Here is an 18,233-nt window from a genome sequence, read left to right on the forward strand (position 1 = left end):
TACAGGAACGACATAAACGAGCCACGCAATAACGCTGATCAAGGCGGGGTAACAATCAAAAAATAATTCACGTAAGCAAGCCTTTCGAGGATAGCAGTTAGTATAATTTTATGATTCTTTTGTAGGATTTTGTTGAGGCTTTAGGCTTTCTACTATTTTATTCAGGTCTATTTGACTACAGATCCCCAGTAATACGGGATCACGAGGACGAATAGAATTCATATTCCAATGGCTACGGGTTCTAATAGCATCTATAGTAATTTTAGTAGTACCTATTAATTTAATTATTTGATGGTCTTGGATGTTCGGATAATTAGACAATAACCAATATATAGCATCCGGTTTATCTTGACGTCTTGCTATAGGAGTGTATTTAGCACGCTGTTTTTTCTGATTTTTCATCAATTCATCAGCAGGGTTATATGAAATTTGTAAATTAGCATTAGGATCTTTACTGCAACGCTCAATTTCCTCTAAAGTTAATTGACCTTTTGCAATTGGATTTAAACCTTTAATAGATTGTGCTACTTCACCGTCAGCCATACCTTTTATTTCAAATTCATGAATACCGCAAAAATCGGCAATTTGTTTAAAAGTTAAAGAAGTATTTTCGATTAACCACATAGCCGTGGCTTTTGGCAGAAGCGGTAATGTTTTTTGCAAATTCATGATAATTGTTTCTTGGCTTAATTTAAGAAGTTATAACAAATAGAGTTATTTAAGTCAATCTTCATTTAGAAACTTAACTATCTCCTCAACTACTTTCTTAGCATCGCCGAATAACATAAAAGTATTATCGTTATAAAATAGCGCATTTTTTACACCTGCATATCCTGATGCCATAGAGCGTTTAATAAACAAAATCGTACGTGCTTTTTCGACATCAAGTACCGGCATACCGTAAATTGGACTGTTCGGATCATTTTTAGCAGCAGGATTAGTTATGTCATTTGCCCCAATCACAAGCACTACGTCAGTGGTAGCGAAATCTCTATTAATTTCTTCAAGCTCAAGTACTTTCTCATAATCTATATTAGCTTCTGCAAGTAAAACATTCATATGCCCCGGCATTCTACCTGCTACCGGATGTACGGCAAAACGTACATTAATATCTGAACGTTCTAATATATCAACCATCTCTTTTATGATATGCTGAGACTGGGCTACTGCCATACCGTAACCGGGAACAATTATCACCGATGATGTATTAAGTAGTAAATGTGCCGCATCTTCAGGGCAGCTTGTTTTTGCTATTTTATCGTCGTCTATATCCTTGTCAATTCCAGTAGGTGCAGGCAAAAACGCCCCAAAAATAACCTTAATTAATGAGCGATTCATCGCTTTGCACATTATATAGCTAAGTATAGCTCCGCTACTACCGACTAATGCTCCAGTAATAATAAGTAGGCTATTGCTAAGCGTAAAGCCTATACCTGCTGCCGCAAAACCTGAATAAGAATTTAGCATTGAGACTATAACAGGCATATCTGCACCGCCTACCGGTATTATTAGTAATACTCCGATTAACAGTGATAAAAAGACTATTAGATTAAATAAAAATATATTCTCTGAACGAATAAACGATATTACTAGAATAACCAATATTATTGCCGTTAATAAGCATACATATTGCTGACCGTAAAATTTTAACGGGCTACTTTTCATTAAGCCTTGCAGTTTTAGAAAAGCTATAATCGAACCGCTAAAAGTTAAAGCACCGATAGAGACGCCTACTGATATTTCTATTAATGCATTAATCGGTAAACTTCCTGCTATTCCTATAGAAAAATTTTCAGGAGCAAGTACTGTAGCATAAGCTACAAATACCGCAGCAAGACCGACAAAAGAGTGAAAGCCCGCTACTAATTGAGGCATTGCCGTCATGGAGATTTTAAGTGCGATAATCCCGCCGATTACAGCACCTAATAATATGGTTGCTATAATGGGTAATTTATGAGTAAAATCCGGTAGGAAAAAAGTAACGACGACTGCTATCGCCATTCCCAAAATACCCATGGTACTGCCTAAACGTGCTTGTTTCTGTGAGGATAAGAATTTGAGTGATAGAATAAAGCAAACAGCCGCAACTAAGTATAATAACTGGATAATTTGTAGGGACATAGGTGAATGTATGTTTATATTATTAGCTATTTAGTGTCATACCGCGGCTTGACCGCGGTATCCAAAAAAATAAAAAAACTGGATCCCGCGATCAAGTCGCGAGATGACAAATATGCTTCAAGAACCATGCAACAAGGCTAAAAAGTAAATCCTATACCTATAGAAACTATTAAAGGATTAAGTTTAACTTTAGAGGTCACGGTTTTATTACCTACTAAATTCGGCTTATACTCAAGTTTAGGATTTAAGAAAAATTGTCTTACGTCAATATTGATTAAAGTATCATCTTTAGCATAAAAATCTACACCTACTTGTCCTACGGCACCGTGTCCGTTTCTAATTTTAAGACCGGTAGCTTGCGTAAGCATATAAGAACCGTGATAACCTATACCTATATATGGTCTTATTCCACCGTAAGGAGCTATATGAAATTGTCCGGTAACTGTTGCAGGAATCATATAAATAGGTTTGTTTTTTCCTAGTTTGACATTATCAACGCCATAATTATGAGCAACGGCTGCAAGGGATGTATATTTAGTACGTAAAGCATTAAAGCCAAGTGATAATTCAGTAGCTAAATAATTATTAAAGAATATAGTAGTGGACGCATCACCTCCATAACCGTTTTTTGCAACTTCTCTTACTGAAACAGGTTGAGGAGAGGTAGGAGTAGGTAATCCTTTTTGCTTAGCGCTTGAAACAACACCTCCTAGACGCATCTTGAAAACTAAACTGCCTTCGTTTTCGTAATACGGTGTACTATCATAGTCAGAAGCAGAGTCTACATCATCATACATGCTTTTAGCAAAACTATTAATACTTATGCTGGATACAAACAAAATTATCCCTAATTTTTTCACTATTCTTAACATATAATTATAACCTTTACTTGCTTAAAATTGATTACCGTATTATTATATAAAATTTTTGTTTATATATTTATACCATTATCATAAAAGATAGAATTCTTTTATGCTAAAAGTCAAGACATTTAAGTAAAATTATAGAAATTATTGGAGCATATTAATGAATGATGCATTAAAAACATATTTAACCGGTATAGGTTGGTTTTTACTTAGTTTAGTAAGTAGTAGTGCCAATGATGTAATGTCTAAATATCTTGGGACTCGTTTACATAGCTTTGAAGTAGCTTTTTTCCGCTTCTTTTTCAGTAGCATAGTTTTACTACCTTTTGTTGTTTATTATGGTAAAAATACTTTAAAAACAAGTCGTCCTTTTGTACATATATTAAGAGGGTTATTATTATTTTTCGGTATGACTTCTTGGACTTACGGTCTTATCATAGCTCCCGTTACTACTGCAACAGTCGTAAGTTTTTCTATTCCTTTATTTACTTTAATACTTGCCGTATTTTTTCTGAACGAAAATATTATTTGGCCAAGATGGGTAGTGACCGTAGTAGGATTTATAGGACTTGTTGTTACGCTTAAACCGCATGTCGAGGATTTTAACCCAGAAATTTTGTATTTTGTATTAGCGGCTATTTCATTTGCTATGCTTGATATTATTAATAAAAAATTCGTAATAAAAGAATCGATGATTAGCATGCTATTTTATTCGGCAATAGTAACTGCTATAGTGTCGTTACCTGTAGCATTGCAGTATTGGCTAACTCCTAGTAGTTTTGAATTAGCTTTATTGTTTGTACTCGGTAGTAGCGGAAGCTTAATATTATTCTTCCTGCTTAAAGCTTTTTCCATGGTAGATGCAACCGCTACCACTCCTTATAGATATTTAGAACTGGTGATTTCGGCAATAGCGGCATATTTCATATTTAACGAATTGCCCGATAAAAGCACACTTCATGGAGCAGTAATAATAATTCCTACCACCTTATTTATAATATATTCCGAAAAAAAAGCTATGAATAGAAAACATGAATCGCAGTAAACTAGTATTTTCAAGCAGTATCGCTAACACTTTTGAATGGTATGATTATGTATTATTCGGTTATTTTGCACCCATAATAGGAGCCAAATTTTTTCCAAATGATGATGTTAATACTTCTTTACTGCAAGTTTTTTTAGTATTTGCTATAGGTTATTTGGCAAGACCGTTGGGCGGCATATTTTTTGGTGTTATTGGTGATAGATTTGGACGCAAAGTAGCCTTAACTAGTGCGTTATTTTGCATGTCTGCCCCAACCGTATTAATAGGAATATTACCAACTTACCATACTATCGGTATAACTGCGACTACATTAATGATTTGTATACGAATTCTACAAGGATTATCAATGGGAGGAGCTTTGACCGGCTCTATTTCCTTTATTATTGAGCATACTAGCCATAAACACCAAGGCTTCACCGGTAGTATTTCAATGTCTAGTATATGCTCCGGTTTATTGCTTGGTTCTTTTGTTTCTTATATCGTTAAGAATATCCTCACAGCTTCACAATTTGATAGTTTTGGCTGGAGAATACCTTTTTTACTTGGTTTTTTTATTCTTTTTGCAGCATTTTATATTAAAAAAAATACACACGAAACACCGAATTTTAAAAATCTAAGAGAGCAGCAAAAGATTTTACAATCACCGTTAAAAAAAGTCATTACCAATTATTGGTTTGATATATTAATCTCGATTTTTATCAATGCTCCCGGTTCGATAATATTCTATCTAACTACAATTTACTTGGTATCGTTTTTAAAAATCAGCCGCAACTTTACTGAAAATGAGGTAAATAGCCTTGCTAGCGTGTGTTACGTGATTATGATAGCCGTAACTTTATTAAGTGGTTATCTATCCGATATTATAGGTCGCAGGAAAATTTTTGTAATTAATCTGATAATAATTATTGTAACAATGCCGTTTTTACTTAATAATTTTGAGAATGGGGCCTTCACAAGTGTAATTATCTCTCAATTGATACTTGCTATACTTGCTGCTAGCTATATCGGCCCTGAACCGGCATTACAAGCAGAATTGTATCCTACAAATATACGTAACACTGCTCTCTCTATTGCATATAACACTGCTACAAGTATTTTTGGTGGTACTACGCCTTTTGTCTTTAAATATTTAGTACACAAAACAGGGCATGTAACCTCAGCAGTTTATTATGTCATATTAAGCTGTATTTTTGCATTGATTGCCTTATCTTTTTACAAAAATAGAAGTTTAGATAAAATATGAAAAAAATTACAAAACCTGCAAACCTAGTTGAATTTAATAACAAAATTGTAGTCTTTAAACCTAAGAGTTATTACTATGGCGATGCTTGTGAACATAAAATGACTGAAAAGGGATTAGTCTTTGCCAGTATCTCTGAGGATAACATCAATTATTCCAGAACTTTTAAAGAAGTAACTAGTGACGAAGCAATTTCAAGGATAGATCTAGACTTATGCGGTACATGTCATAGAGGTTACTACGAGTGTAACGGCTGACCTTCTACAACAAGAAGAAAACGGTTGTTTGGAAATGAGGCTTGTTACTGCAGAAGAGATACCCAAATTACACAAGTTAGTACAAGATAATAAAATGATATTAGCATGCCAAACCAAAGAAAAAACACTAAAGATTTTAAGTGATTATTTACAGAAAGAATTTGGGGTGCATGCTAATGAAACTACAGTAGCATCTTATGATGGGGTACATATAAGTGGAGCGAATGAAGAGCTAGAATAAGAGCTTTTTTGTAAATAGTAAACGAATTTCCAAAATTTTTCTTGATTTAATGACAAATATGTGGCAAAAAAGGTTTGAAATAATCTTGCTACTATAGCTCAGGGGTAGAGCACTTCATTGGTAATGAAGAGGTCGGGGGTTCGATTTCCCCTAGTAGCACCACCACACATCCTAAGCTTTGTGAGTTTTTAACCTTTCTTGAAAAACTCATATGCTGGTTCTAGTCTAATTTTTGTTAGATACTATTATAGTATTATGTTTATTTTATAAAGCTAAGTTGCAAATAATATAAAACTAATGTATGATTTACATTTAAAATACGGTAACGATTATTTTATTATATGATAGACATTCTTCTTTTTGTACATATTACTATTGCAATATTGCTAATTATAGTTATTCTGATGCAGCGTAGCGGATCGGATGGAATTAGTAGTATAAGCGGCGGTAATAATATGGGAGTAGTCAGTGCTAAAACAGTCGGTAATTTTCTTACTAAAAGCACTATAATGCTTACAACATTATTTTTAATAAATGCAATAGTACTTGCTAACCTTTCCTCAAAAAAGAAATCTGATTTAGTTTCTAAGATTAATGAAATTGAAGAAAATCAAGCAGAAAATAGTTTACCTATAGCTAAATAGTTACAGCTTTATCTTAGTAATATCTCTCATACTTGTCATTGTCTACCTTTGTTGGTATTGTAGCGTGGATCGGTAAAATCCACTGTGTCACCCCGTGGCTTGACTACGGGGTGACAGATAAAAGTACTGGATTCCTGCTTTTGCGGGGATGACATAACAGGAGTCATGTAACAACACCTATGGGTCAATGGCATGACATCAGAGAATTTAGTATAGTTTTCAGAACTCCCAATATATATTATTAGAGTACAGCAATATTTTTGCACCTAAAATAATTTTAGAAATGTCTATAGAATTTAATATAAAAGAAAAAATTTATATCATTTTATGTACGTTTTTTACAGTCCTTATTATAGTAGGAAACTTAATATATCAAAAATTTGTTTACCTTAATATTTTTAATTTTTATATTCTTGAATTATCTATAGGAGCAATTTTTTACCCGTTAACTTTTTTATTAACGGATTTAATAGCTGAGTTTTACAGTAAAGAAAGAGCCAATTTTTGTGTAAAGCTTGCTATTATTTTTAATATAATAGTAGTTTTAATAATAAGTCTCATGGATAAATTGGAAGCTACTAATTGGTCTAATGTTGACAACATCACTTTTCATAAAGTCTTTGGTTCATACCATATATCTTTTTTAGCATCAACTTTTGCCTGTTATATAGCTCAACTTGTTGATATTAATATCTATTTATGGATACGTAAAATTACTAAAGGTAAATATTTATGGATAAGAAATAATTTTAGTACGGCAATTTCTTTATTTATCGATACTTTTATTGTAATTGGGATTATGAGCTTATTTAATATTTTTCCTTTTGACCAATTAGGTCATCTTGTACTTAATAGCTATTCATTTAAACTATTTTTTACTATATTTAGTACTCCAGTATTCTATGCAGGAGTTTGGTTAATAAGCTTATTCATTAAGAAAGGATAAGCTCTTAGGAAAAGCTTATCCTTATTTAAATTTTCTATTGGTGATTTACAAATTGACTTTTAGTTTAATAAGCCCTTGATGGCTTTGATACTTTCTATGCGTATAATAATTATACTCAAGTAGAACATTTATATTTTTTCTACTCATAAGTATATTACTACCAATATTATATCCAAGCTTAGGTTGTTTTGGTATAATAATTTTTTCGTGTAATGTTTGTCCTTTAAAAGTCGCTTTTGCATTAACTTTTGTATTTTTATTATTGAAGTGATGCTCAATATTACCATACAAACTTGGTGTTAATACTATATTGTTTGTGGTCACTATAGGCTTAAACACTATTTTACTGCCAAGGCTACTTTCAAATAATTGATTTGATTTCTTTTGAATCAAGAGATTTTCTATATCTACATTATACTCTTTATAGTTGCTAGCTCTTGAATAATCATATTTAAAACCGATATTAGGAATAAAATGTAAATCGTATTTTGTACGATATTTATAATTTAATAAAGTTTGAAAACTTAAATTATTGTTTTGATATTTTCCAATTATATTATTAATACTTTTAGATCTATTCTTAATATAATTATGACCGTAAGATGTTATAGCCTGCAATGAGAAACCTTTAATTAGTTCTTTTAGACCGTAAATGCTTAAAAGATGACCGTTAACTGCTGTTTTCCCTAGTTTTTTATTATATTTAATTTGGGATTCCAAACGGCTATAAGCTATTCCTATAACATCATGACTATTGATGAATTCAGCATCAGTCCCGATAGTTATGCCGGTTGTACGACTTTGATATTTTGGAATATTCTTCCAAGTTCCTTGTTTGTTGATGTCGTATAAGCCGCTAATCCATACCCCTCTGTTTATACTAGCTTCTTCATCACCAGCCCCTATTGCAGCAACCTTTAATCTATCACTTAAAATATTATAGTGAACAGGTTTGTGAAGAGTTGAAGTCGCCTTAACTAATATTGCTACTTTCCTACTAGTGTCATCAGATACCTGTTGTCTCTGTGTCGCCTCATTTTGTTCTGTAATTGCTTCAGTTTTGAATGACACATCGATAGCTTCATCTTCGCTTTCTAAAACTATATCTTTTTTTAATTCTTCGTCAGTTAATTTTTCGTCAGTGGTGCTATTGCTTTCTTCTAATTCTTCTTCATTAGTTTCATATCCTTTATCGTCTTCATCACTAGATCTTAATGCTAGAAGTGATTTTTTGTCATCTGATGATTTATCATTTTTGCTATCGTTAGAACTCAATAATCTCGGTGATAAAGCGGTTTTTGAATCAGATTGCTCTGACTTTTTATTGCTATCTTCAGGTTGTGTATCATCCTTTGTTAAGGATTCGTCATTTGTAGCTTCGTTTTCTTCAGATTGCTCTGACTTTTTATTGCTATTTTCAGATTGTGTATCATCCTTTGTTGAGGATTCGTCATTTGTAGCTTCGTTTTTTTGTTGGAATAATCGTAGTTTTTTCGGATCTAAACGTCCTATTTTCTTTTCATTGTTACTATTTTCTGATTGAATATCACTACCATATTTTTGTTCTAGTTCAGTAGACTCTACTAGTAATTGTTCAACAAATAGAAACAATTCTTTATCTTTTGCTAACTCTAAAAGTTGAGATTTATAAATATTATGTACTTCTTGCCCTATTTCAGTTCTAGGACCTATAAAATCAGAGTTAGCAGTATTAAATGCCTCTTTTACCGCTTCTTCTGGATATTTTGTCAATTGCTGTGTATAAATATTATGTATTTTTTGTCCTATTTCAGTTCTAGGACCTATAAAATCAGAGTCAGCGGAAGTAAACGCTTCCGTTAATTTTTTGCTAAGTATAATATCATCTTCAACATATTTAATAAATTCTTTATCTTTTGTTAATTCCAAAAGTTTAGAAGTATAAATATTATGTATTTTTTGTCCTATTTCAGTTCTAGGACCTATAAAGCTAGAGTGCATAGTGTCGACTGCTTCTTGGATTTTTGCAAAATACTTATTATTTTGATGAGCTTTAGATAAATTTTTTGAATGCTCAAATGCTACTGATTCCACTATAGCTTTTTTAAATAAATTGGCATCAGAGTATTTTGCTTTATGTCCTGCTGATTTTTGTCCTGATAAAGTAAATTCTTTATATCTTACAGCTATATCGGAGCTAAAGTTATAAATTTTTGGAGTTGTTTTAAAAGTAGATGTATTTGCATTGAATTTAGTAATCCCTAAACTTGTTAGATAAGCTAATTCCAAATCTTGTGAATCAGGCAGTGGCGGCGGCGGTGGTGGCATGCTTCCGGTATGGATGTGTTTTTTAGCTTTTTCTTGCGAGTGCTCTTTAAGAGCTTTTAATATTATAGGCATATTTAATTTACTAGCAAGAATTCTTACTTGTTCATTGCTCATGTCTGTAAATGAAGGCAAAGCTAATCTTAATTGATCTAAATTATTATTACCTGTTAGTTTGATAGTAGTAGCTTTTAAAAACTCTTTTAATAATTCGGGTTTTTTTTCCTTTACTATAGCAATAAACTCATGTTGAGGTAAATTTGCTGTAATTAATTCTTCAAATTTTATTGTGCTTAAAATAGCTGTTCTTAAATCATCAAGTTTAGCCTGTGCTTGATCAGAATTAATTGTTTTTCTTAAGTTTGTATCTTCTGTTATTAAAAAAGTAGCTTGTTGTCCTATAGTTAATATATTAGGGTTGTTAATTAACTCTTTGACTCTATTGCCAAATATATCTTGATCGAAGTTTTTTGCATTAGTATAGGCAAATTCTAATTGTTCAAATGGATTTTGTTTGCTCTGTAACTCTCTAATCAATTCTGATTTATTGAATTCAAGTTTAATAGGTTTCTTTAATTCTTCAGATATTTTACATGACGATAATAAAATACGTTTTACTGCATCATCATTGTCTTCATTGAAAAGATTTTTAATTATCTCTTCGCTCGTTATTGTTTTCTTACCATTTACGGTTATATCTTGTATATACGGGTCTTGAACAAGGGTGTTAAAAGCTTCTTTAGCTTTTTCTGCGATTTCAGGGGTTGAAATGCTAAATAAATTTACAAGAGTTTTCTCATCAGCTCCTTGGTTGGCGTATGATTCTGTTAATATTTGACGTATAACATTTGTCAGATCAGCTTGTCTTTTTATAAGCTGATCTTGTAAATCATCAGCTTTTTTACCTCCTGTCTCAGTTCTATATTCTGTATATAGTTTGGCATAAGCTGTCTCTGGCGTGCTTCTGTCTGTGCTGGTTGCACTAGAAGTTGTAGGTTGAGATGGTACTTTTGGTTGAACAGTATTGCGAGTAAACTGAATATATAATGAATGTATGTGAGGATATTCTGCTTGTAACTTATTTAAATCAAAATTGTTAGAGTTGCTACTAAAGCCTTGAGAATTTAAGGGAGGTGGTGGGGGTGGCATGCTTCCATTTAGCGGTAGAGGAGGCGGATTTGGAATACCCCCGTTTAGCGGTAGAGGTGGTGGATTCGGAATGCCGCTTTGTGTTTGTTCTAAATTATTTGCATTATTACCTGCTGCTAACCCTAAAATTTTATTGGTTTCATTGCTGAGCATGTTACTATCAGATAATATTACTTTAATTACTGAATTTAATGTTTGTTTATTTACTGCTTTGGCTAGTTTAATCATATCGTCTTTAGTTAAACTATCTATTATTAGCCCTTTATTTTTTAGTTCTATATTTATTTCTTTTACTATTTCTGGTGTTAAAATATAGACGCTTTTTACAATATAAGGTTGCATTCTGTTTTTTAACTCTAATTGCAGAGCTAAAAAGTTTTCTACTGAACTCTTATCTTTACTTGCTGCTAGTTTGATAAGATCTAATCGTGCCTTTTCTTCAAATTGACTATTAAATATATTTCGTGTTGCATAGTCTTGAATTCTTTCAGCAAATTTAGTTTTTTCTTCAGAAGAACTATTTTCTAATAATTCTTTTAAAATAGGTCTATTTTTAACGTCAATATTGGTATTGAAATCTAATTGTTCCTTATCATTGCTAAATAATACCCTTTGAATAGTATCATCATTAAAATCACTTAAGATAGTCGTTACTGCTTCTTGTTTATAACTACTACCTACTTCAAGATTTAATGCTGCTATAGGATCTGTTTTAATAAGATTTTTAAATTCTTCAATATTTTCTTCTTGTTGTATTATTCTATTTATATTGCGTTGAGACTGCGTTAAATTACCCTTACTTTCTTTATTATTAAAATGAGTTTTAAAAGTACTTATAGGATCAAAAAAATATGGTTGTTTCTTTTTTCTACCCGTGGAAACCCCTGAAGATGTTCCTGTATTATTTGTACCTTGATTTGACATATACCAATTGTCGTTTTTGCTTCCGCTCTTTTTTTGAGAGTGTCCGGCAGACGGTTTAGTAGTATCATTGTTGTTTAGAAACTGGTTTGCTTTCATTCCGGCTCTTATTTGGTCTATATAAGAATTTGCTTTTATTTTCCCTATCTTAAATTCATTCATTAACTCGTCAGCGTTAGGGATAATATTATTATCTATATAGTACGATTTTTTACCAAGCATCATCTGAGTTGCTATTGATGCGATATAGTTTGTTGCCTCACCTTTATCAGCACCAAATTTCTGCTCTAGCTCTTTTTCTGTAGGAATACTATTACCAGCTATATATTGTGGCTTTTCTTTGTCCATAACTTTAAGTCTTATTGACTTGATATAGCCGTCTCTATTATCATCACGAGATATACCAAACCTATTTTTAAACTCTTGTTCTGTAGGAATATGGCTATCGGCTATATATTGTCTCTTTGCGTTTTCCATAATTTCAGTTCTTATTGAAGCAACAAAAGATTCTGCATCATCTTTATTCATGTTAAGAGCAGTCCTTACTTCTTTCATTGCAGGGATAATATCATTATCAACATAATGTTTGTATTTAATAGCTCTGTTTATTGAGCTGATATATAGCCCGATTACCGCTTTTTTGTCTTTTTCTGCACGACGTACCTTTTGATCGTTTTCTACATTATTGTCTATTTTGCTAGGGTCATAACTTATTCCAAGATTTGTTGCTGCTTCTATATCTGTAGGAACTACACCTTGATTAATATATTCTTGTTTTTTTGTATCAAAATCCTGTTGTTTTATTCTTTCGATGTATAATAAAATTTCAGCTCTTGCTTGTCTTGCTTTATGTCTAGTATTATCTAAAAAACTTGATAAATCTGTTTCCTTATACTTTATTCCTAGATCATCCTGTGCTTGAGTAAAACTAGGAACTAAATCTGCTGCTTGCCATTTTTTGATTTTTTCATTTGGAGTCAAATCTTTCCAAATATTTTGTTGCTGTATTTCATTGTGCTTTTCCCATGCCGGGTTTTTACTAACTAAATCTTTAAAGCTTGCCGCTCTAGCACTTGTACTTAAAAAGCTACTAGTCAACAAACATGTTGACATGAAAAAAGTTAAAACATATTTTTTTGAGTAGGAATTTTGTAAATTCATTCAAACCTCGATTAGTTATTATTTTTTAAATATAAACGAGGCGAATTATATAATATTTGTTAACTTATGTAAGATATTAATTACTAATTTTTGTTAACCAATGATTTTTTTAGCCAAAATGTGTTTAATATGTCACATGCTAATGTATACTCCGAATTTTAAACTTTTTTCAAAAGGAGTGAAAGAAATGTACTTCGGTTTGTGGTAAATAAAATATGCAAATTCAATTTCACTTATATAACACTCTTAGCCGTACTCAAGAGGTTTTTAATCCTCAAGATCAAGCTAACGTAAAAATGTATGTATGTGGACCGACTGTTTATGATAATCCTCATATAGGCAATAGTAGGTCGGGAGTAGTATATGATTTACTTTATCGTATAGTTATAAAAATATTCGGTGAGAAGGCAGTAAAATATGTACGTAACATTACGGATGTTGACGATAAAATTATCGATAGAGCTGAACTACTTGGTGTTACTATTGATGAGTTGACTGATAAAGTTACGAAAGAGTTTCATAAAAATATGGCATATTTAGGTTGTATGCTACCTAGTATTGAGCCGAAAGCTACAAAGCATATTGATGTAATGATCGCAATAATAGAACGCTTAATAGCAAAAGATCACGCATATATTGCTGATAATCATGTTTATTTTGATGTTTTATCAGCTCCAAATTATACGGAATTATCTAACCGAAATTTAGAAGAAATGTTTGAGGGAGTACATATAGAAAATAGTAAAACCAAAAAAAATCCACAAGATTTTGTATTATGGAAACCGGCAAAGCAAAATGAATCGGCAAATATGAATTTTGAAAGCCCCTGGGGACTTGGTCGTCCTGGGTGGCATATTGAATGTTCAGCCATGAGCTACAAATATTTAGGTGAGAATTTTGATATTCACGGCGGCGGAGCAGATTTAATCTTTCCGCATCATACCAATGAGATTGCTCAAAGTAGATGTGCTTTTCCAAGTTCTACCTATGCTAAATATTGGGTACATAATGGGTTTCTAACGGTTAACGGTGAGAAAATGAGTAAATCTCTTGGTAATTTTATTACCGTAAGGGATTTAATGGATAAACAAATTCAAGGAGAAGTAGTAAGGTTATTTTTATTAAGTAGTCACTATAGGCGTCCTCTTGATTATAATGATAAAGCTATAGAAGATGCTAAGAAAACTTTAGATTATTGGTATAGAGCTATAGAAAATATTAATGTGCAGAAAATAGATTTACCTCATGATTTCATGCAAAGCTTACTTGATGATATGAATACGCCGCTTGCCGTTAAAATAATTAATGACTACGCTAAAGGTGTTTTTATTTCTAAAACTGAAGAAGAAAGGCAGCTTAATGCCTCTGCTATTATTACTTGTGCTAATTTTATTGGTTTAATGAATAAGACTCCATATGAGTGGTTTAATAGTGGTGTGGATGAACTCTATGTAAATGAGCTTGTAAATAAGCGTTTGGAAGCAAAAAAACAAAAAAATTGGTTATTAGCCGATCAAATTCGTAACCAGTTATTAGAGGAAAAAATAATTCTAGAAGATCAACCTGATGGTACTACTATTTGGCGAAAAGAATGAAAGCTTGTAAATTACGCAATGTGCGTATATAATTTATAGGCTTGTAAGTCGTCATTGCGAGGAAATTATGTAATAATTGACGAAGCAATCTCAGGATATTTGATGAGATTGCCACGCAGCCTACGGCTGCTCGCAATGACGATTATCCAAAACTTAAGCAAAAAATTCACACGTAAGATATATGTTAGTTCATTAGAATGGACATCTTACGGAGGTATAAACTAACAATTAGGAGAATTTAAAAATGTCAAAAATACCATCTGTTAACATTAAAGAATTATTAGATGCGGGCGTGCATTTCGGTCACAAGACCTCACGTTGGAATCCTAAAATGGCATCTTATATATATGGTGAACGTGATGATGTTCATATAATCGATTTAAGACAAAGTGTCGCTTTAATGGGCGTTGCTTTGAATGCAATATATGAAACCGTAAAAAAAGACGGTAAAATATTATTTGTAAGTACTAAAATACAGGCAAGCGATATTATAGCGGAATATGCCGAAAAATGCGGGCAGTATTACGTAAATCATAGGTGGCTTGGTGGTATGCTAACTAACTGGAAAACTATTGCGGGTTCAATAGAAAAGCTAAATAAGTTAGACAAAACCTTAGAAAACGAAGAAGCACTTATGGGTTATACTAAGAAAGAGATACTCGATATGAGCCGTAAGAAAGATAAATTACTTCTATCTTTTGCCGGTATTAGAAATCTTAATTCTAAACCTGATCTTCTAGTAGTTATTGACACTAATAAAGAACATATCGCAATTAATGAAGCGGTAAAGCTTAATGTTCCTATAGTTGCAGTAGTTGATACTAATTCTAATCCTGATAATGTAGATTATCCGATTCCGGGTAATGATGATTCTATAAGATCAATAAAACTTTATTGTAGTTTATTTGCAAATGCAGCATTACAAGGACTTGAAGAATCAATGAAAGTTTCAGGGGTTGATATGGGTGCTATGCAAGAGCATACAGATAAGGCGTTAACTTCTAAAAATGTTTCTAAATTAAAACAAGCTAAAAAATTCTCTAAAACGAAAAATATTGATGAAGAGACAAATACAGAATTTGAGCAAGCATTAAATGATGCCGATGAAAATAAAAATTCTGATAATGCATAAGTGTTGTTGCATGGATCGGCTTTTCCATTGTCATCCCGCGACTTGATCGCGGGATCTAGCTTAAAATGCTAATAATATTAGTATTTTAAATTGTTTTTATGGACTCCAGGAGCAAGCCATGGGGTGACACCGAGGTCGTTCTTCGAGCCACAACCCAAGCCAAATATAATAATTAAGGAGAAAGTAAGGTATGAGTGAAATAAATATAAGTGCTGCAGCGGTTAAAGAATTAAGGGAAAAAACCGGTGCAGGTATGATGGACTGCAAAAAAGCATTAATAGAAACCAGCGGTAATTTTGAAGAAGCTATTGATTTTCTTCGTAAGAAAGGTTTAGCTGCTGCTGCAAAGAAAGCCGGACGCATTGCTTCTAAAGGTTTAACGGCTGCAAAAGTTGATGGGTTTACCGGAGTGGTAATTGAAGTAAATTCCGAAACGGATTTTGTTGCTAGAAATGAGCAGTTTCAGGATTTAGTTAAGGATATTGCAAATCTTGCAGTAATTGCAAAAACTATAGACACGCTAAAAACATTTAAAATGCAAAGCGGTAAATCAGTTGAAGAAGAAATTATAGAAAATATCGCTACAATAGGTGAAAATTTAACATTACGTCGTATGGATATATTAGAGGTATCTGAAGGAGCAATCGGTTCGTACGTGCATAATGAAGTTGTACCGAATTTAGGAAAAATTTCCGTATTAGTAGGTCTTGCGTCTAACGCAAAAGATAAAGCAAAACTAGAAGCTTTAGCTAAACAAATTGCTGTTCATGTAGCAGGAAATAACCCACAAAGTATAGATGATTCAAGCTTGGATCAAGCGCTCGTAGAGCGTGAGAGAAAAGTATTTTTTGAGAAATCTAAAGAAGAAGGAAAGCCTGATAATATTATAGAAAAAATGGTAGAAGGTAGAATACGTAAATTCTTCTCGGAAGTTGTATTGCTTCAGCAAAATTTCTTATTTGAGCCTAAACTTACCGTTGCAGAAGTAATTAAAAATGCTGAAAAAGAACTCGGTGCAGAAATTAAAATCGCCAAATTTATTAGATACGAACTTGGTGAAGGTATAGAACACGAAGAAAAAAACTTTGCTGATGAAGTAGCTGCTATTACACAAGGTTAATGAGCTTGTTTCATAGCTTCAATGTTATTCCCGCGTGGATACCAAATTGTCATTGCGAGCATGCGTTGTTGTGCAGACACAATTCCATCCTGTCATCCCGCGACTTGATCGCGGGATTCAGTAAAAATATAAAAACAACTAATACTAGTTATTTTTATGAATACCGTGGTCAAACCACGGTATGACACCGAATGCGTTTTTCTATCCACATAACAATACCTTCCCGTGGTCAATTGAACTAGGTGACAGTAAAAAACTCGTGAATGCTCACTCACACCTTTTCAAAGCAAACAAAGGCGCATTTAGGATAGGTGCTTATTCTAAACTCGTATTTATAATATCTTTCTAACTACAATCAACTAGCTATTAATAAATAATTTTCGGTTTTTTACTTTATAATAAAAGATTTATATTGACTTAATAATAGAAAATCTTACATTAATTATTATTATTAGTTTAAATGAAGAGCATTTTATGTCAAGGACAAAAGAGGAATATGCTGCACAAATTTATGCTGCTGAAGAGCATCGTAGGAGACAAGCTAATTATAGTGATAATGATGCCGAACTGCTTGGAGTTATTATAGTATGTGCCGGTTATGCATGTTATAAAGCAGTAGAAGGGACAGTAAAAGTTACCGTCACAGGAAGTAAAATTATAGAAAACGCCTATAAGATAGGAAGTGGACAAATAGCAGTACTCAGTACTGATGCCGAAAGTAAAATAACTTATATAACAAAGCATTCTTCGTCTCGAGGTAATACGAGTACTCCCACTCAGTCGATGACAACTAATCCTGTAGATCCTTTAGAGCAAACTCCCACTAATACTCCTACCTCTAAAAGAGAAAAGGCTAAAATATACGGAAAAAAACTGGTAGATAGTGCAGAGATTGGAGCTAAAACCCTTTCAAACGCTTATAAAGTGACAACCGGTACAATAGAAGTCGTCGCTCCAGGAAGTGATTTTAACAGCAACGGTAAGGAAAAATTTATATTTTCTGAACATACTAAGCGTAAAGTTGTTCAAAAAGAATTTAAAACCGAAAACGGTTATAAGTGCGGTATTGCGTTGGAAGAGACAATTGAAGCTTCCTTAACATTAAGATTAAATAACAAACGTATAGTTAAGATTAAAGAATTTAGAAGCATGATTATTCCTGATACTACAGAAGATACGGGAGAAACTTTTGATATTTCGCTAATTTTAAAATATTCTAATGGGGCAAACATGCCTAAAGCAGATCCTGCTTTTTTAAAGATACATTACGGTAGAGACGGAAAATTAAATAATTTATCGTTGCCAAACCCACCTATAATTTTTCATAACCAATGGTATCCGGCCTTAACCGTTTATAAAGGTGAATTATGTTCTTTGCCTATAAGTAGTGGGTATTGTAGGTATTTGAATAAGAAAATACTAGAAAATAACGGAAGTATAGAAATCAGTCACGTAGATCCTCAATTTACTATAGAGCTTTTAGGAGAATAA

At 32.5% G+C, this 18,233-nt stretch carries 14 protein-coding genes and 1 tRNA gene; 11 read left to right on the forward strand and 4 right to left on the reverse strand.

The genetic code is table 11. The features are described from left to right. Positions 1 to 108 precede the first annotated feature (108 nt). From MCI_RS04540 to MCI_RS04550, 3 genes are all read right to left on the reverse strand, one after another. Positions 109 to 669, reverse strand: coding sequence for a cell cycle transcriptional regulator TrcR (locus MCI_RS04540; protein WP_014409844.1), 561 nt, complete (start codon positions 667 to 669; stop codon positions 109 to 111). Positions 670 to 723: 54 nt separating this feature from the next. Beyond that, entirely contained in the window at positions 724 to 2,121 is a 1,398-nt protein-coding gene (locus tag MCI_RS04545) for an NAD(P)(+) transhydrogenase (Re/Si-specific) subunit beta (RefSeq protein WP_014409845.1), read from the reverse strand. A 137-nt stretch (positions 2,122 to 2,258) separates the two neighbouring features. Next, positions 2,259 to 2,993 (reverse strand): OmpW family outer membrane protein, encoded by a 735-nt coding sequence (locus MCI_RS04550; protein ID WP_014409846.1) that lies wholly within the window; start codon positions 2,991 to 2,993, stop codon positions 2,259 to 2,261. A 154-nt stretch (positions 2,994 to 3,147) separates the two neighbouring features. Here MCI_RS04550 and MCI_RS04555 point away from each other — a divergent pair, with 154 nt between their 5' ends. The 7 genes from MCI_RS04555 (at position 3,148) to MCI_RS04580 (ending at position 7,360) form a co-directional block, all read left to right on the forward strand. Beyond that, on the forward strand, positions 3,148 to 4,032 hold the full coding sequence (locus tag MCI_RS04555) for a DMT family transporter (RefSeq protein ID WP_014409847.1): 885 nt from the start codon (positions 3,148 to 3,150) through the stop codon (positions 4,030 to 4,032). Continuing rightward, entirely contained in the window at positions 4,019 to 5,275 is a 1,257-nt protein-coding gene (locus MCI_RS04560) for an MFS transporter (RefSeq protein WP_014409848.1), read from the forward strand. The genes MCI_RS04555 and MCI_RS04560 overlap by 14 nt, the downstream gene beginning before the upstream one ends. Beyond that, positions 5,272 to 5,529 carry a hypothetical protein gene (locus MCI_RS09060; RefSeq protein WP_014409849.1) on the forward strand — a complete coding sequence of 86 codons (258 nt, stop codon included), beginning with the start codon at positions 5,272 to 5,274 and terminating at the stop codon, positions 5,527 to 5,529. The genes MCI_RS04560 and MCI_RS09060 overlap by 4 nt, the downstream gene beginning before the upstream one ends. Positions 5,530 to 5,557: 28 nt before the next feature. Then, positions 5,558 to 5,770 (forward strand): hypothetical protein, encoded by a 213-nt coding sequence (locus tag MCI_RS04565; RefSeq protein WP_014409850.1) that lies wholly within the window; start codon positions 5,558 to 5,560, stop codon positions 5,768 to 5,770. An 87-nt stretch (positions 5,771 to 5,857) separates the two neighbouring features. After that, positions 5,858 to 5,932: transfer RNA gene (locus MCI_RS04570), tRNA-Thr, on the forward strand. A gap of 179 nt (positions 5,933 to 6,111) precedes the next feature. Next, positions 6,112 to 6,414: a preprotein translocase subunit SecG gene (secG, locus tag MCI_RS04575; protein ID WP_014409851.1), complete on the forward strand. Its 303-nt coding sequence runs from the start codon at positions 6,112 to 6,114 to the stop codon at positions 6,412 to 6,414. A gap of 283 nt (positions 6,415 to 6,697) precedes the next feature. Further along, positions 6,698 to 7,360 carry a queuosine precursor transporter gene (locus MCI_RS04580; protein WP_014409852.1) on the forward strand — a complete coding sequence of 221 codons (663 nt, stop codon included), beginning with the start codon at positions 6,698 to 6,700 and terminating at the stop codon, positions 7,358 to 7,360. Between the two features lie 45 nt (positions 7,361 to 7,405). Here the strand turns inward: MCI_RS04580 and MCI_RS04585 are convergent, their stop codons facing one another. Beyond that, the gene (locus MCI_RS04585) at positions 7,406 to 12,895 is read right to left on the reverse strand and encodes an autotransporter domain-containing protein (RefSeq protein WP_014409853.1); all 5,490 of its coding nucleotides are present in this window, start codon (positions 12,893 to 12,895) and stop codon (positions 7,406 to 7,408) included. A 215-nt stretch (positions 12,896 to 13,110) separates the two neighbouring features. Between MCI_RS04585 and cysS the strand changes: the two genes are divergently transcribed. The 4 genes from cysS (at position 13,111) to MCI_RS09920 (ending at position 18,233) form a co-directional block, all read left to right on the forward strand. Beyond that, a complete protein-coding gene (gene cysS / locus MCI_RS04590) occupies positions 13,111 to 14,490 on the forward strand; it encodes a cysteine--tRNA ligase (protein WP_014409854.1) in 1,380 nt (459 codons plus the stop codon). A 244-nt stretch (positions 14,491 to 14,734) separates the two neighbouring features. Then, positions 14,735 to 15,622 (forward strand): 30S ribosomal protein S2, encoded by an 888-nt coding sequence (rpsB, locus tag MCI_RS04595; RefSeq protein ID WP_014409855.1) that lies wholly within the window; start codon positions 14,735 to 14,737, stop codon positions 15,620 to 15,622. Positions 15,623 to 15,812: 190 nt separating this feature from the next. Then, positions 15,813 to 16,742 (forward strand): translation elongation factor Ts, encoded by a 930-nt coding sequence (tsf, locus tag MCI_RS04600; protein WP_014409856.1) that lies wholly within the window; start codon positions 15,813 to 15,815, stop codon positions 16,740 to 16,742. A 474-nt stretch (positions 16,743 to 17,216) separates the two neighbouring features. Beyond that, on the forward strand, positions 17,217 to 18,233 hold the full coding sequence (locus tag MCI_RS09920) for a Sca4 family protein (protein ID WP_014409857.1): 1,017 nt from the start codon (positions 17,217 to 17,219) through the stop codon (positions 18,231 to 18,233).

Source organism: Rickettsia montanensis str. OSU 85-930, from assembly GCF_000284175.1.
Classification (GTDB): Bacteria; Pseudomonadota; Alphaproteobacteria; order Rickettsiales; family Rickettsiaceae; genus Rickettsia; species Rickettsia rickettsii.